Source organism: Amycolatopsis japonica (genome assembly GCF_000732925.1).
GTDB lineage: Bacteria > Actinomycetota > Actinomycetes > Mycobacteriales > Pseudonocardiaceae > Amycolatopsis > Amycolatopsis japonica.
Genome location: NZ_CP008953.1, coordinates 8,833,590 through 8,849,162 on the forward strand (window position 1 = coordinate 8,833,590; position 15,573 = coordinate 8,849,162).

The following is a 15,573-nucleotide window of genomic DNA, read 5'->3' on the forward strand; positions in this document are numbered from 1 at the left end:
GCGAGACGTCCGGACGGGGAGAAAAAGGGGAACAAGGACCGGGCCGCCTATCGGGGGGCAGCCCGGTCCTTTCCCGCGTAATGTCGGAATCCACCGGAGGGAGGGCTGATGATCGAGGCCATCGGACTCACGAAACGCTACGGCGACAAGCTCGCCGTCGACGATCTTTCCTTCACCGCCGAAGCAGGACGGGTGACCGGGTTCCTCGGCCCCAACGGGGCGGGGAAGTCCACCACCATGCGGATGATGCTCGGGCTCGACAACCCGACGTCGGGCACGGTGACGATCGACGGCCACGCCTACCGCGAGCTGCGTGATCCACTTCGGACGGTCGGCGGCATGATCGACGCCACCTGGCGGCATCCCGGCCGCACCGCCCGCGAGCACCTCCGCTGGATCGCCGCGACCAACGGCCTGCCGGACAAACGCGTCGACGAGGTGCTCCGGCTCGTCGGGCTGGAGCCGGTCGCCCGCAAACGCGCCGGGCAGTTCTCGCTCGGGATGGCGCAGCGGCTCGGGATCGCCACGGCGCTGCTGGGCGACCCCCGGGTGCTGCTGTTCGACGAGCCCGTGAACGGGCTCGACCCCGAGGGCATCGTGTGGATCAGGAAGCTGATGCACGCGCTCGCCGCCGAGGGACGCACCGTGTTCGTGTCCAGCCACCTGCTGCCGGAGATGGCGCAAACCGCGCAGGACCTCGTCGTGATCGGACGCGGGAAGCTGATCTACCAGGGCACGATGGAGGATTTCGTCGGCCGCGCGAAGGGCCTCGGCGTGCGGGTCCGCAGCCCGCATCTGCCCGAGCTGCGGAGGGCGCTGACCGAGAAGGGCGCCGAATTCCGCGAGGAGGACGGCGCGCTCGTCGTGTCCGAAATGGACAGCGACCACATCGGCGAACTCGCGTTCGCCGCGGGCGCGACCCTCCACGAGCTGAAGCCGCTCACCGGCTCGCTCGAACAGGCGTACATGCAACTCACCGCCGAGGCCGTCGAGTACGGCACCGGCCAGGTCCCGGAGGTCGTCGGATGACCGCGGCGAACGTGCTCCGCGCGGAGCGGATCAAACTGCTGAGCACCCGCATGCCCTGGTGGTGCGCGGGTATCGCGGTCGTGATCGCGCTCGCCTACACCGCGTTGTTCTTCGGTTTCGTCCCGCTCGAAGGCCAGACCGGCGTCAACTCGACGCAGGTCGCCAGCGCGCTCGGCCGCACCGTGGTGCTGGTCCTCGCGATCCTCGCGGCGGCGACGGAGTTCAACTGGGGCACGATGAAGCTCACCTTCCAGGCGGTGCCCTCGCGGTTGCCCGCCTTGCTGGCGAAGGGCGCCGTCGTCGGGGTGTTCTCGGGGCTGATCGGCCTGCTCGTGGGCTTCGGCTCGTGGGCGATCGCGTACTTGATCAAACCGGCCGCCGACCTGGGCCTGGCTTCGGGCGCCGACTGGCGCGCGGTGGCGGGGCAGGGCCTGACCTTCTTCCTGACCGGTCTGCTCGGCGTCGGCCTCGGGCTGTTGTTCCGCAGTCCCGCGTTCGCGCTCGGGTTCGCGCTGGCCTGGACGCAGCTGCTCGAGGGACTCGTCATGCTGATCCCGAAAGTGGGCGACGACATCTACCAGTGGATGCCGTTCTTCGCGGCGAATCAGTTTTCGGGGCCGGATCTGACGGTTTCGATGCTGAAACTCGAACCACCGTTGGGACCGTGGGGCTATTTGGCTTATTTCGGCGGCATCTGCGTGATTGTTTATGCGGCCGGGCTGATGATCACCCATCGAAGGGATGCGTGAGCTTTTACCGCGGCCAAAGGAGTTAAGTCCACGTTAAGAGGCTGTGGCTTCTCTCACAGGAAGCGGACATACTGTTCCTGACCGGGCGATGCTCGGGATGAGCCTATTTCTCGGCTCTCGGCCCCGGAGGTGATCCTTGACGGTGGATTCCGGTCAGGGAGTGGAACGTATGATCCCGCAAGCCCGCACGGAAAGTATGCAGCCCCGGCTCGAGCCCATGCTCGACCTCGAATGGTCACAGGCGATCGAACTGCCCCGCACGGTGGCGTCCGCGACCCGGCCGTCGGATATCCGCCGCGCCTGGGTGCATCGCGCTCCCGAAGATCTCGTCGTCGCGTTGTACCGCGCGTCGAGCGGAATGCACGGCGAAATTCCCGCGCCTTGGTGGCTTCGGGCCATCGTGGACGGACGGCTCGAATCGCGGGAGCTCGGTTTCCGCATCGAAGATCGCATCGCCGGCCTGCTCGGCAGGCGGCCCGGTTGGGAATTCGTGCCGTGGGCCGCGGACGGTGAATCCGGCTACTGGGAGTTCATGCCTTCCGAACGCGGCGCGTCCGGGCATTCGATCCCGACCACGGTGCTGAACACCAGCGGCCACGACGGCTGGATCGACGTCCTCCCCGCCCATTCCGGTACGACGCCCGCCCCGATCGCGGTCGGCGGATTCGCGGGGCTGCGCTCGCGGCTGGGGGAGTTCGAAGCAGTCAGGTAACCGCCGCGTTTAATGGGCTGGTGGAAAACGAGGACCAGCCACGGATGCGCAGCGTGGTCAGCTATGTCAAACGCGGCGGCCGGATGACCGTCGGGCAGCAGCGAGCCTGGAACGAACTCTGGCCGTCGCTCGGCCGCACCGTCGGCGAACTGCCCGAAGGACCGGTGGACTTCGACGACTGGTTCGGCAGGCGGGCCCCGGTGATGGTGGAGATCGGTTCGGGCATGGGCGAGACCACGTCCCAGCTCGCCGCCGCCGCGCCGGAGCTGAACTACGTCGCGGTCGAGGTGTACGACCCGGGGCTCGGCCAGCTGATGCTGCGCGCCGAGAAGCTCGGTGTGGAGAACCTGCGGCTGATGCACGGTGACGCCGTCGTGCTGCTGACCTCGCATGTGGAGCCGGGCACGCTGTCCGGCGTCCGGCTGTTCTTCCCGGACCCGTGGCCGAAGAAGCGGCACCACAAGCGGCGGATCGTGCAGCCCGAGTTCGTCGCGCTGGTGGCCTCGCGGCTCGCGCCGGGCGGCACCTTCCACATGGCGACCGACTGGGAGAACTACGCCGAGCAGATGATGGAGGTCTGCTCGGCCGAGCCGCTCCTGCGCAACCGCCACGCCGGCGAGCCCGGCGGCTGGGCGCCGCGTCCGGAATGGCGGCCGATCACGAAGTTCGAGAACCGCGCAGACGTCGAGGGCCGGATCTCGCACGATCTGATCTTCGAGCGGGTTTAGAGCACACAGAAAGGGCCGGTCAGGACGTCCCCACGTCCCCTGACCGGCCCTTTCTTCACACCCCCGTGCCTTGGAACGCCCCCTGCGCGTCCCCGGTGCCCGTTCGTCCCTCCCCCGACAGAGAGACGACCGGGCACCCGGCCTCGTGGATGTGATCACCCGACTCCACCCACGAGACCTGCCCGCCCAGGCGCCATGACGCCATTCGGGCGAACCTTTTTTCTATTCGTCGGCCAAGGGCTCCGACTGCACCCGCTTGAGCGCCGGGGTCGAGACGGATGCCCCGAGCAACGCCACCCCGATTCCCAGCACCACGGGCGCCAGCAGCCACGGGCTCAGCACGACCGACTCCTTCTCGACCAGGCTGTAGAGCCCCATGCCGACTCCGATCCCGACCACACCCGCGCCGATGGTGGCCACCATCGCGGGCAGGGCCGCTTCCATCCGCAACGCCCTCGCCAGCACCCGGACCGGTGTCCCGGCCGCGATGAGCGCCCCGAAGGTGCGGCGGCGGTCCATCACCGAACCCGCGGTCGCCACGGCCGCGCTGCAGCCGGCGAGCACGCCGGCGGCGATCAGGCCGATGACGGTGACCCGGCGCAGGTCGCCGAGCTCCTGCTGCTGGCCGATCAGGTGCAGGCCGCGGCTGCCGACCTCCTGGCCGGGGGCCGCGCCGACCAGCGCGGTCCGCACGACCTCGCCGTTGTCCCGGGTCGTCGGCACGATCACGTCGAAGCGTTCCGGCGTGACCCCTGCGGGCACCAGGGCCGGGTCGATGACGATCGTGCTGGACGTGTCCTCGTCACCCTGCGGGAAGAGGTGGACGGGGGCCTTCGGATCCAGCTGCGGACCGGCCTTGTCGTACTCCGACAGCACGCGGTACTCCGCCGGGTTGATGGCGTACCTGCTGTAGATCGCCGGACCCGGCCGGCAGGAGCCGCCGATGTTCACCCGCAGGAGTTTCGAGGCGTCCTCACAGGTCATCACGAAGGCCCGGCTCAGATTCTGCGAGCGGGTGCCCGGTTCGCCGGTGGACAGGTAGACCTGCCCGACCGAGACGGCCTTCTCGGTGATCCCGTAGCGGGCGAGGGACGCGTTGGTCCGGTCGGCGACCTGCCGTGCCTGGGTCGCGTCGGATTGGGCGTAGAGGACGTTGTCCTTGAAGGTCCGGCCGCCACCCGCCATCGACTCGAACGAGGGCAGCAGGGTGAGCGCCATCGAGCCGGTGAAGACGGCGAGCACGACACCCGCGGTGGCGCGGTAGGCGCTCTTCGGGTCGTCGCGGAGCCTGCGCCCGGCCAGCAACGACGCCGGTTTGCGCCAAATCCGGACGAACGTGCCGCCGACCGCCGAGGTGACCCACGGTCCGATGATCGCGGCCGAGCCGACCAGCAGGAACAGTCCGAGCATCACCATCGGCAGGCTGGCGTTGTCCTGGGTGATCGCGAAGAGGAAGAAGGCACCGGCCACGGGGACCGCCAGCAAGCGCCACCAGTGCAGCGGCTTGCGAGCGTGCGCCGAGGCCGCGAACAGCGGCGTCTTCAGCACGCGGCGGATGCCGAGGACCCCGGCGAGGACGACCAGCAGCGGGATCGCGATGGCGACCGCGATGGTCGAGCCGACCGACAGGCTGAAGTCCGACGCGAGCCAGGTCCCGCCCGCCCAGGGGACGAACGTGGAGAGCCCCTGCAGCGCGGGCGCCACGAGGATGCCGAGCAACGCGCCGACGGTCGCGGACAACGCCGTTTCGGCGGCGACGATCTTCGTCACCTGACCGGGAGTCGCCCCGGCGAGCCGGAGCGCGGCCATCCGCAGCTCACGCCGTGCGGCGGTGAGCCTCGCCGACGACGCGACGAGCACCAGGCTCGGCACGAGCAGGACGATGACGCCGACCCAGGCGAGCAGTTCGAGCATCGGGTCGGGTTTCGCCTGCTTGTTGGGGAAGCCGTCCGCGGCGAGCGCCGTCTGCGGCATCGTCTCCGGGGTGTGGCCGACGACGGCGACCAGCTGCTCCGGATACATCAGCGATTCGGGGCCGAGGGCGTCGACGAGTTTGCCGAACCGGTCCCCGAGCTGCGCCTGCGGCGCGGACTGGATCAGTTTCCCGAGTTCGGGCGAAACGATCGACTCGCCGGGACCGGGCAACCTCGGGATGCCCGGCGGCAGGCTGAGCATCGGCGCGGTACCGGTCAGGGCGATGTCGACGCGGATGATCTCGCGATCGCCCGAGTAGTCCTTGTTCGACGCCATGAGCAGCGGCGCCGGGCGCTGGCTCTCCCCGGATTGGGAGTAGTAGCTGCCGATGTCCTGCCAGATCGCCCGCTGCGAACGGGCCTGCGTGGCACCGGGAAGAGAGGCGAGCAGGAGCACCAGACTGGTCGCGACGGCGACCCCGACCGCGGTGAGGATGGCCGACGTGCGGGTCCGGCGGTCGACCCGGAGCACCCGCATGGCCAGCTGGAAGCTGTTCATTACGCGGCCAACCTCGTCGCGATCAGACCGTCCCGGATGGAGACGGTGCGCGGCATGGCTTCGGCGAGCTCGCGGTCATGGGTCACCACGATCACCGCGGCGCCGCTGTCGGCGGCAGCGGCGAGCAGCGCGTCCATCGTGGCGCGGCCGGTGCGGGTGTCGAGCGCGCCGGTCGGCTCGTCGGCGAAGATCACCTTCGGCCGGTGTGTCAGCGCGCGGGCGATCGCGACGCGCTGCGCCTCACCGCCGGAAAGCTCGCCGGGGCGGCGCTTCTCCTTGCCCGCTAGGCCGAGCTTCGCCAGCCATTCGCGGCCGGCTTCGATGGATTCCTTGCGCCCCTTGCCACCCAGCAGTGACGGCAGCGCGACGTTCTCTTCGGCGCTCAGTTCGGCGACGAGCATCCCGGACTGGAACACGAAGCCGAACTCGGTGCGCCGCAGTTCGCTGCGCTTGCGCTCGTTGAGCTGGTCGACGCGCTGGCCCGCCAGGAAGATCTGCCCGGAGTCGGCGCGGAGGATCCCGGCGAGCACGTGCAGCAGGGAGGTCTTGCCCGAGCCGGAGGGCCCGACGATGGCGACCGCGTCACCCGCCTGGATGTCGATGTCGATCCCGGCCAGCGCGTGCTGTGTGCCGTACCGCTTCACCAGCCCGCGGCCCGAAAGCACTGCGCCGTCATCGCGCCTGCCGTGATCGTGCTGCCAGGGCGCTGCTTCGGAATTCACGTTACCTCCCACTCAAAGGCGCCCTGCCATCACGATCACGGGACCTGACGGTCAACAGGGGCGCGACTTCAAAAGATCAAAAGACCTCGGTCACTTCAGCCTCGATCAGCTTTGCGAAACCGCCGTCTGTCCACTTCGGGCAGACGGCCAGTGCTGATCACCCGCGCATCGGCCGATCGGCCGACCCGGCTCGGGCCGGTCGGCCAAGGTGCGGACGGCGGCCGATCCTCTACCGTCACGGTGTGACAGCAGGTCCGGCCCAGAACAAGTTCACCGCGCGGGTGAGTGCGCTCGCGCGACGTATCGGCATGCCCGCCGTCGTCCTGCTGGCCGCGCTCGCGTTCGACCTGGTCTTCGTGACCGACGCGGCCTTCGACGACACGGGCCCCCGCGGCATCGATCTCCTGCTGTTCCCCGGCATTTTCGCGATGGTGTTCTGCGCGCTCTGGGCGCAGAAGAGGGCCGCCGTCGCCGCCGTCGCCGCCTCGGTCGTGCTGGTGGCGTACACGCTGGTCGTCCGGTACTTCAACATCCCGACCTACTCGAGCGTGCTCGCGCATCTGTCCATCACCGAGGTGGTGGCGGGGGTCGAGATCCTGTTCTACGCCGCGCGCCGGACGCGACCGGGTGTCGCCTTCGCCGTGATCTCGGGTCTGGTGCTGGCCACGTTGACCGCGGTGTCCGGGCGGTACTTCTACGGCAGCGATTCGAACGGCACGATGGCGCAGGCGATGCTGTTCGGCGGCATCCTGCTGGGCGGCACGCTGATCTTCGCGATCCCCGGCCGCGACCGCACGGCGCATCCGAAACGCTACGAAAAGCTGCAGAAGCTCAACAAGCTGGTGATGGGGCAATGGCCGCTCATCGGTCTGCTGGGTGTCGCGCTGATCCTGGAGTTCGGCTTCACCTACGAGAGCGGGGCGCACGGTTTCCCGATCCTGGTCTGCTCGATCGTCGCGGCGATCATCGCGGTCGCGGCGCCGCGACGGCCCGCCGACGCGATGGTCGCGCTCACCGCGGTCATGCTGCTTTCCGCTCTGGTGACGCCGTTCCTGCGGCTCCGCTACGACTACGCCACGCCCGGCGGGGTGCCGGGGACGCAGATCGTCGCGGGGATGGGGCTGGTCGTCACCCTGGTCCGGGCGGTCGGGCTGAGCAAGGCCGTGTCCCGGATCGCGGGGCTTTCGGCCGTGGTCGCCGTGGCCTCGATCCTCAACACCAAACGGCCGGGCCCCAGGCTGATGACCGACCCGGACGAGATCGCCGGGCTCGCCGTCGCGGCGGTGCTGCTGCTCGGTATCTCGGTGGCGGTCGGCCTGGCGTTGCGTTCGCGGGATTCGGAGCGGACGCAGGTCATCCAGTCGGCGATCAGTGACGCGCAGACCTCGGAACGGATGGCGCTGGCGCGGGAACTGCACGACGTCGTCGCCCACCACGTCACCGGGATCGTCGTGCAGGCGCAGGCGGCGAAGATGATGGGCGAGAAGAATCCGCAGGTCGCGGTCGAGGCGATGGGCCGCATCGAGGACGCCGGGGTGGAGGCGCTGGCGGCGATGCGGCGGCTCGTGCGGAGTATGCGCGGCGACGCCCCGGCCGGGAGCAGCGAGTTCAGCGAACAGGCCACCACCGATCTCGCCGCCGATCTGCGGACGCTGATCGAACGGTCGAACCACGGCGTGAAGACGTCGATGAAGCTCGAACTGCCGTCGAACGTGCCGCACGAGGTCGGACGGTCGGCGTTGCGGCTGGTGCAGGAGTCGCTGACGAACGTCGGCAAGCACGCGTCGGGGGCGAAAGAGGCGCTGGTCATCGCCGAGGTGTCCGGGAACGAACTGCACCTCCAGGTGACCGATGACGGACGCGAACCCCAGCGGCGTCCGGCGGGCGGGTCGGGCGGCTACGGTCTGATCGGCATGCGCGAACGGGTCGCCCTGCTGCACGGCCGGCTCTCCGCCGGGCGGGCGCCGGGCGGCGGATGGCGCGTCGAAGCGTGGCTACCACTTGAAGGAGAAGAGTGATCCGGGTATTGATCGCCGACGACCAGGACATGGTGCGGATCGGCTTCCGGATGATCCTGGACGCGCAGGACGACATCGAGGTGGTCGCCGACGTGGCGGACGGTGTCTCGGCGGTCGCGAAGGCGCGAGAACTGCGGCCGGACGTCTGCCTGCTGGACATCCGCATGCCCGGGATCGACGGGCTCGAGGTCACCAAGCAGCTGGCGGGCCCGGATGTCACCGATCCGCTGAAGGTCGTGGTGGTGACGACGTTCGACCTCGACGAGTACGTGCACACCGCGCTGCGGAACGGTGCGAGCGGTTTCCTGTTGAAGGACGCCGGGCCGGCGCTGCTGATCGAAGCCGTGCGCGCGGCCGCGCGCGGGGACGCGCTGGTGTCGCCGCAGATCACCGTCCGGCTGCTGAAGCATTTCGACGGCGGGACGGTGAAACGCGACGTCAGCCCGCCTTCGGAGCCGCTGACCGCGCGGGAGCTGGACGTCGTGAAGGCGGCCGCGAAGGGGCTGACGAATACCGAGATCGGGGCCGAGCTGTTCCTGTCGCTGTCGACGGTGAAGACGCATCTGGCGTCGGTGCAGGGAAAGGTCGGTGCGCGGAACCGGGTGGAGATCGCGGCGTGGGCGTGGCGGAGCGGAGTTGTGGACTGAGCGGCGCGATAAACGGCACCCGTAAGCTCGGGTCATGCAACGCCGTTTCCACGCTCCCGTCGTTCTCCCCGCCGACCCCGCCTGCTCGTTGCTGCGTGACGCCGTGGTCGACGTGGACGAGGCGGGGCGTATCACCCATGTCGGTCCCGCTTCCGAGGCGCCCGGAACGTCCGCTCCCGTGACCCGGTTGAGCGGTATCCTCCTGCCCGGTCTGGTCAACGCGCACGCGCACAGCCCGATGACGCTGCTGCGCGGGATGGGCGGCGACCTGCCGCTGCTGCCGTGGCTGACCGAGATCATCTGGCCGACCGAAGCGAAGCTGAAGCCGGCCGACATCCGCACCGGGATGCTGCTGGGCTCGGTCGAGATGCTGCGGCACGGTGTCACGACGAGTGCGGAGATGTACTTCGAAGGCGAGCAGCTCGCCGACGCGGTGCTCACCACCGGTGGCCGTGTGGTGCTGGCTCCGCCGATCATGGAACTGCCGGGGATGGATTGGCGCGCGATGCTGAAGAGCATCGAACGCTGGATCGACACCGACGGCCTGCGGTTCGGGCCGGGCGACCGGATCGAGGTCGGCTACGGGCCGCACTCGGCGTACATGCTGAACGAGGAGGCGCTGCGGGCGACCGCGGAATCGGCGGCCGAGCGGGGCGCGCTGGTGCAGATCCACGTGGCCGAGGCGGCGCTCGAAGACGTCAAGCAGCGTGAAGCGCACGGCTCGGTGCCCGCGCTGCTGGAGAAGGTCGGGATGCTGCGGGGCCGGACGCTGGCCGCGCACGCCATCCACCTGTCCGACGAGGACATCGCACTGTTCGCCGCGCGCGGTGTCGGGATGGCGCACTGCCCGGGCTCGAACGCGAAGCTCGCTTCGGGCATCGCACGCGTGACGGAGCTTCGCAAGGCGGGCGTCGCCGTCGGGCTCGGCACGGACGGCCCGGCGTCGAACGATGACATCGACCTGTGGGAGGAGCTGCAGCTCTCCGCGATGTTCGCGCGCCTCGCGACCGGCGACTCGACCGTGCTGACCGCGGCCGACGCGTTCCTGCTCGGCACCCGCGGCGGCGCGGACGCGCTGGGCAGGACCGACATCGGCGCGCTGGAAACCGGCCGGTGGGCGGACATGGTGCACGTCGACCTCGACGACCCGGCCTTCGCGGCCGGCATCGACGTGCCGGACGTGCAGCTGCTCTCGAACCTGGTGTGGGCCGCCGGCTCACGCCGCGTGCGCGACGTGTGGGTCGCCGGTGAGCAGGTCGTCGGCGACGGCGAATCCCTGCGAGTGGACCGCGCCCAAGTACAAGCCGAAGTCGCCGACACCGCCGCACGCCTTCGCTCTTGACTCACCTACCCAGCCCCCCACCCGTCCCGGGGGGCGGCCCCGAAGCCAGTCTATCGGGGGTGGGGGCTGGGGCCTGGGAAAAAGTGCTGTTCAGGGGCTGGTTGTCCACAATGGGGCGGTGCTGTGGATAACTGGGCCGGGGCGCCCGATGTGGCATTGGGGACGTTGAGTGGCCCTGTTGCCACATTGGGGGCATTAGGGCGCTGTGCTGGGGTTCCCAATGTCGCATTTGGGACGCTGAGCGTCTCGAATGCGACATTGGGAACACACAAGCGAGCAACGAAGGCGCGTCAGACCAGGCCCCGCGGCCGCAGGGTCACCTCGGTCGGGTGCGCGTCACCGGTCGCCGAGACCGCGGCGAGGACGGCGGCCGCGACGGATTCGGGGCGCAGGAAGCGTTCCGGCTCGTACGCGCGGCCCTCGTCGGCGATGATCGCCTGCTGCATTTCGGTGTCCGTGCGGCCGGGGTAGATCGACGTCACCCGAAGCGCGGACTCCTCCTCCCGCAGCGAGTCGGCGAAGGCACGGACGGCGAATTTGCTCGCGGCGTACGGGCCCCAGCCCGGGCGGGCGTTCTGCCCGGCACCCGAGTTGATCACGACGACGTGCCCCTTCGAAGCACGCAGCGCGGGCAGCAGCCGCCTGGTCAGTGTGACGACCGCGAGCACGTTGACCTCGAAGTTCGCCCGCCAGTCGGCGTCGGTCGCGGTTTCGACCGTGCCGAGCCGCGCCACGCCCGCCGAGTGCACCAGCACGTCCAGCGCGCCGAATTCGGCCGTCGCGGTTTCCAGTGCCTCGTCGTCGGTCAGGTCGATCGGCCACGGCCGCGCGTCGGGCAGCGTCTCCGCGAGTTCGCCGAGCGCGTCGGCGTCGCGACCGCCGAGCAGCAACCGGTGGGTCGGAGCGAGCGCGCGGGCGGTCGCGGCACCGATGCCGCGGGTGGCACCGGTGACGAGAGCCAGGGGGAGATCAGCCATACCCGCCACGCTAGTACGGCGGTCTCACGTGCTCGAAAGCGGAACTCGCGTGATTAGAAGGCGAACTCGCGTGATTGGAGGGCGCACACGACGGGAGGGGTGGCGACCCGCGGGAATCGTACGGAGCCGCGCGTGAAGGAACCGGCGAAGTTGTCCGCGAAGCGGGCGGCGGTGAGCGGGTCGCGCACCGAAGCGTCGATCGCGCGAAGGGCAGGGCAGTCGAGTGCGGCTCGGGCGGCGGCGACGTCCTCGGCGCGGGCCGGGCCGCCTTCGGCGATCGGGAGGCGGGCGGAGTTCGCCAGTTCCCAGACCGGCGGCAGCCATTTCTGGTGACCGGGGCGGCCGTTGGGGAGCGACGTCGAATGCGCGGCGAACGGGTTGGCGAGGCCGTAGCCGTCGCGCAGCCGCACATCGAGCGGGATCAGGAGGCCGAGGGCGCCCATGCTGTCCGCCGCGACGGTGACGTACGGCCGGTCCGTCGGGTACGCGTACCAGCGCCTGGTCGCGTAGTCCTGGACCAGCACCGCAGGGCCGACCACGCCGTGAATGGCCTCCAGCGCCGACGGCATCAACGGGTGGTCGGCGTAGTCGCCGGCCAGGACCGGGTGTTCGTGCCCGATCGACCGCGACCAGAACGACCGCTCGTCCGTGACGCCGACGGCGCGCGGAGAAGCCGAGGACGCCGGGCGGAGCGACGCGGCGGCCACGAACGCCCAAATCCCGACGACGACCAGGAATGCCACGGTCAGCCTCGTCACCGGCAAGGCCAGCACGGGCAACAGCAGGCAGAACAGCGCCGGGAGCAGCATGCGCCCGTGCATGAAATCCCCGCCGACGCGGATCACGTACCCCGCGAGCAGCACCGCGCCGACGAGCGGGACCGCGGTGAGCACCACGAACGTCTTGTCCACAGTGGACGAAACCGTGGCGGCCGCGACCGCGAGCACCAGCAACGGGAGCCACAGCCAGTACGGCTGGACGAGATCCACCAGATAGGCCCAGCCGCGGGCCCAGTTCACCTCCGACGCTTCCTTGACCAGGGCGGTGTTCGGCGTCAGCAGACCGTAGTAGCCCATGCGGAACACCTGATACGCCAACGGGAGCGCGCCCGCCACGGCCAGCAGGCCCAGCGCACGACGACGTCCCGGACGCAGCAGCACGAGCAGCGCCACCAAGGCGACGACGCTGAACAGCGCGAGATCCGGCCGCACCAACGGCCCGAGACCGGCGACCAGCGCGACCGGCCAGCTGCGCAGATCGTCCACTGTGGACGCACGGCGGACGAGCAGCCACCAGGTGCCACCCAGCCACAGAGTGATCAGGCCGGTCTCCAGCCCGGACGTCGCGAAGTCTCGGAACGGCGGCAGCGCGCAGACCACCAGCGCCCCGGCGGGCGCGAGGCCATGGAACGCCAGCGGCTGGTAGAGCCGCCGGGCGCCGTCCAGGCCGAAGAACAGCCCGACGACGGAGAAGACCAGTCCGGTAACCACGGAGATCCACTCCAGCGGCACGCCCGGAATCAGCCCGAGCACGCTCAGCACCGCCGTCCACAAAGGACTGGTGTTCGTCTCGACGCGTTCGCCGATGTTGAACACCGGCCCGTTGCCCGCGAGGATCTGGCGAACCGTCCGCAGCACGATCAGCCCGTCGTCGCTCATCCAGCGACGGCGCCAGGCCAGGTCGGCGTAGACCATCAGCACCAGGCCGAACCCGAACCACGTCCAGGTCGACGGCCGGCGGAACCAGGCGCGCGAAGGCCAGTCGGGCGTGTTCTCACCCGTGGTCGTGTTCGTCTGCGTCATGACCCCGCCCGGCTCGGTTGCGTGCGCAGGAGATCAGGTCCGCGGCCCGCGCGTCAAACCGCCCGGGCGGACAGGCAGGCCTGTGGCCATTTCCTCCCTTCCATGATCAGCCGCGCGGCGACCTCGAAACCGGCCAGACCCAGCAGGTCGGCGATCCGGCCGGGATCCAGCAGGTAGGCGTCGTAGCTGACGGGGTGGCCGTACGCCTTTTCCGGACTCAGCCGCTCGTCACCGACGTGGAATCCGACCAGCAGACGGCCTCCGGGCGCGAGCGTGCGGCGGAACTCCGCGAAGACGTCGGGGAGCACCTCCGGCGGCAGATGGAAGATCGACCACCAGGCGACGAGACCGTCCAACGAGCCGTCGCGGAAATCCAAGGCCGTCATCGATCCGACGGAAAACCGCTGGTCAGGGAACTGACGACGAGCCACTTCGATCATTTTCGGCGACAAGTCGACACCCGTGACGTCGAGGCCGAGCGACGCCAGGTGGGCGGTGACGTGGCCAGGTCCGCAACCGACGTCGGCGACCGGGCCGCGTACCTGTTCGGCGAACGCGGCCAGCATCGCGCGGCTGATCGGCTCCTGGTCGAAGCGCGGGCCGATCAGCGCGGCGTAATCCTCGGCGACGGTGTCGTAGGACTCGCGGGTGGCGTCGAGATGAGTGGTCACGGTGGGCGACGCTAGCGGCACCCACCGACAATTCACGGTTCGAGCAGCCCTGCGTCCCTGGTCAGATCCTCCGGCGCCGCCACCGCGGCCACCGGCGTGCACCCGGTCGCGGGATCCGCCGCCGAATCCGTGCCGTCGTGGTGCGCGGCACCGGATCGGGTCAGCTGACGCGAGCCGACGTCGAAGCACACCTGGTACGAGCCCGGAGCCAGCCGCTCGAAGGCGTACCGCCCGTCCGGCCCGGTGACGGCCGAGCCGACCTCCTTGCCCGACGCGTCCTTCAAAGTCACCTTCACGTCCGGGACGCCGAGTTCGTCGCGGCTCTGGAGGCCGTCCTTGTCCTTGTCCAGCCACACGAAGTCGCCCAGCCTGCTCGTCGGCGCGTTCAGCCCCGCCGCGAGCGTCAGGTCGACGCGTTTACGCGGGCCGACGGTGGTGGTCGCGGTGCAGCCGGTCGCCGGGTCGGCGTCCGAATCCTTCGTGTCGTCGCCCGCGTCCTTGGCCGTATACGTGAACGGAAGCCCGGCGATGTCGAAGCAGACCTGGTAGATGCCGTCCTTCAGCTTGGTGAAGCGGTACTTGCCGCCGGCGTCCGTGGTGATCGTCCCGAGCGCCTTGCCCGACGCGTCCTTCAACGTCACCTTCACGCCCTGGACGCCCGGCTCCCCGGCGTCCTGCAGGCCGTTCCGGTCGACGTCGTCCCAGACGAACTCGCCGATCTCGTCGATCGCGGGCGGCGGGGTGACCTTGATGGTGGTGGTCGCGGTCTTCTTCGGCAGGGTGCCGCTGGAGACGGTCACGGTGCTGACGTGGCCGTTGTCCGCTTCGGTGACGTTCTTGTGGTCGCAGGTGACGGTCGCGGACTTGCCGCTTTCGAGGCTCGCGATCGGCGCGGGTTTCACGTCGCAGTACGGGTCGTCGACCTTGATGTCGGTCAGCGTCGTGGTGCCGTCGTTGGTGACCGTGAACCGGTAGTTCGCGGTGGTACCCGCCTCGATGGTGGCCGTGGCGCCCCAGGCGCCGCTCGCCGGATCCCGCACCTCCGCCTTCGCCGAGAACGAGGCGACCTGCAGGTGGACGCAGTCCCACATCACCCAGTTGCGGTCGGTTGCGGCGAAGAACTTCACGGAGCCGGCCGACGGCGGGGCGGTGGACGGCGGGAAGTCCTGCCGCGCCAGCGCGCCGTCGGTTTCGACGGCATGCGTGACCTTGAGCTTGTTCTCCAGGACGACCTTGCCAGAACCGTCGTAGAACCGCAGTCCTGTTTCCTGGACGGCGTCCGTGCGCTGGACGTTCGTGCCGGTCCAGTCGGTCAGCGTGTAGACGGCGCCGGGCACGAACTTCAGCGCCGCGTAGGCGGTGCTGACCATCTTGTCCGGGGTCGCGATCAGGGCGTATCTGCCGCCATCGGGCTGGTAGCCACTCGCCGTCGACAGCCGGGGCTGCTTGCTCCTCGGCGTGCCCGGTGGCACCGGGGCGGCCGGGCTGAACGTGTATCCGGCGGGCGGGCTGCCCTGCTCGACGCTCGGGTTCGGCGCGGCGCCGCCGGTGCAGCCGGACGGGACGGTCGTCGCCTGCGCGTACGAAGGGACGAAGCCGGAGACGAGCGCGCCTGCCGCGATGAACACCAGTGCCCTTTTCACAGGGCTGAAGCTAATGAGCGCGACCGGCTTCCGTCATCACCGAACGGTGTCGTCCGGCGCC

General features: G+C 69.8%; 13 protein-coding genes. 7 read left to right on the top strand and 6 right to left on the bottom strand.

Annotation, left to right across the window (positions count from 1 at the left end):
* Window positions 1-108 precede the first annotated feature (108 nt).
* The 4 genes from AJAP_RS41180 to trmB all read left to right on the top strand — a co-directional run bounded on the left by AJAP_RS41180 (window position 109) and on the right by trmB (window position 3,218).
* Window positions 109-1,029: an ABC transporter ATP-binding protein gene (locus tag AJAP_RS41180; protein ID WP_038521845.1), complete on the top strand. Its 921-nt coding sequence runs from the start codon at window positions 109-111 to the stop codon at window positions 1,027-1,029.
* Window positions 1,026-1,778 carry an ABC transporter permease gene (locus AJAP_RS41185; RefSeq protein ID WP_038521848.1) on the top strand — a complete coding sequence of 251 codons (753 nt, stop codon included), beginning with the start codon at window positions 1,026-1,028 and terminating at the stop codon, window positions 1,776-1,778. The genes AJAP_RS41180 and AJAP_RS41185 overlap by 4 nt, the downstream gene beginning before the upstream one ends.
* A gap of 169 nt (window positions 1,779-1,947) precedes the next feature.
* Window positions 1,948-2,490, top strand: coding sequence for a hypothetical protein (locus AJAP_RS41190; RefSeq protein WP_038521851.1), 543 nt, complete (start codon window positions 1,948-1,950; stop codon window positions 2,488-2,490).
* Between the two features lie 44 nt (window positions 2,491-2,534).
* Window positions 2,535-3,218, top strand: coding sequence for a tRNA (guanosine(46)-N7)-methyltransferase TrmB (gene trmB, locus AJAP_RS41195; protein WP_038521854.1), 684 nt, complete (start codon window positions 2,535-2,537; stop codon window positions 3,216-3,218).
* Window positions 3,219-3,440: 222 nt separating this feature from the next.
* Here trmB and AJAP_RS41200 read toward each other — a convergent pair whose 3' ends face one another.
* Complete coding sequence (locus AJAP_RS41200; protein ID WP_038521857.1) at window positions 3,441-5,690, bottom strand: FtsX-like permease family protein; 2,250 nt, start codon at window positions 5,688-5,690, stop codon at window positions 3,441-3,443.
* Window positions 5,690-6,355, bottom strand: coding sequence for an ABC transporter ATP-binding protein (locus tag AJAP_RS41205; protein WP_038521860.1), 666 nt, complete (start codon window positions 6,353-6,355; stop codon window positions 5,690-5,692). The genes AJAP_RS41200 and AJAP_RS41205 overlap by 1 nt, the downstream gene beginning before the upstream one ends.
* Window positions 6,356-6,654: 299 nt before the next feature.
* Here AJAP_RS41205 and AJAP_RS41210 point away from each other — a divergent pair, with 299 nt between their 5' ends.
* From AJAP_RS41210 to AJAP_RS41220, 3 genes are read left to right on the top strand one after another with little or no spacing between them, the layout of a single operon-like run.
* Window positions 6,655-8,430 carry a sensor histidine kinase gene (locus tag AJAP_RS41210; protein WP_038521863.1) on the top strand — a complete coding sequence of 592 codons (1,776 nt, stop codon included), beginning with the start codon at window positions 6,655-6,657 and terminating at the stop codon, window positions 8,428-8,430.
* The gene (locus AJAP_RS41215) at window positions 8,427-9,077 is read left to right on the top strand and encodes a response regulator (RefSeq protein WP_038521866.1); all 651 of its coding nucleotides are present in this window, start codon (window positions 8,427-8,429) and stop codon (window positions 9,075-9,077) included. Before AJAP_RS41210 ends, AJAP_RS41215 begins: the two co-directional genes overlap by 4 nt.
* A 34-nt stretch (window positions 9,078-9,111) precedes the next feature.
* Window positions 9,112-10,419: an amidohydrolase family protein gene (locus AJAP_RS41220; RefSeq protein ID WP_038521868.1), complete on the top strand. Its 1,308-nt coding sequence runs from the start codon at window positions 9,112-9,114 to the stop codon at window positions 10,417-10,419.
* Between the two features lie 290 nt (window positions 10,420-10,709).
* Here AJAP_RS41220 and AJAP_RS41225 read toward each other — a convergent pair whose 3' ends face one another.
* From AJAP_RS41225 to AJAP_RS41240, 4 genes are read right to left on the bottom strand one after another with little or no spacing between them, the layout of a single operon-like run.
* Window positions 10,710-11,396, bottom strand: a complete 687-nt coding sequence (locus AJAP_RS41225) for an SDR family oxidoreductase (protein WP_038521871.1) — start codon at window positions 11,394-11,396, stop codon at window positions 10,710-10,712.
* A gap of 53 nt (window positions 11,397-11,449) precedes the next feature.
* Window positions 11,450-13,198 carry a hypothetical protein gene (locus AJAP_RS41230; protein WP_038521874.1) on the bottom strand — a complete coding sequence of 583 codons (1,749 nt, stop codon included), beginning with the start codon at window positions 13,196-13,198 and terminating at the stop codon, window positions 11,450-11,452.
* 53 nt (window positions 13,199-13,251) lie between these two features.
* Window positions 13,252-13,869, bottom strand: coding sequence for a class I SAM-dependent DNA methyltransferase (locus tag AJAP_RS41235; RefSeq protein ID WP_038521877.1), 618 nt, complete (start codon window positions 13,867-13,869; stop codon window positions 13,252-13,254).
* Between the two features lie 32 nt (window positions 13,870-13,901).
* Window positions 13,902-15,512, bottom strand: coding sequence for a DUF7850 domain-containing protein (locus AJAP_RS41240; protein WP_228694819.1), 1,611 nt, complete (start codon window positions 15,510-15,512; stop codon window positions 13,902-13,904).
* Between the last annotated feature and the right edge of the window lie 61 nt (window positions 15,513-15,573).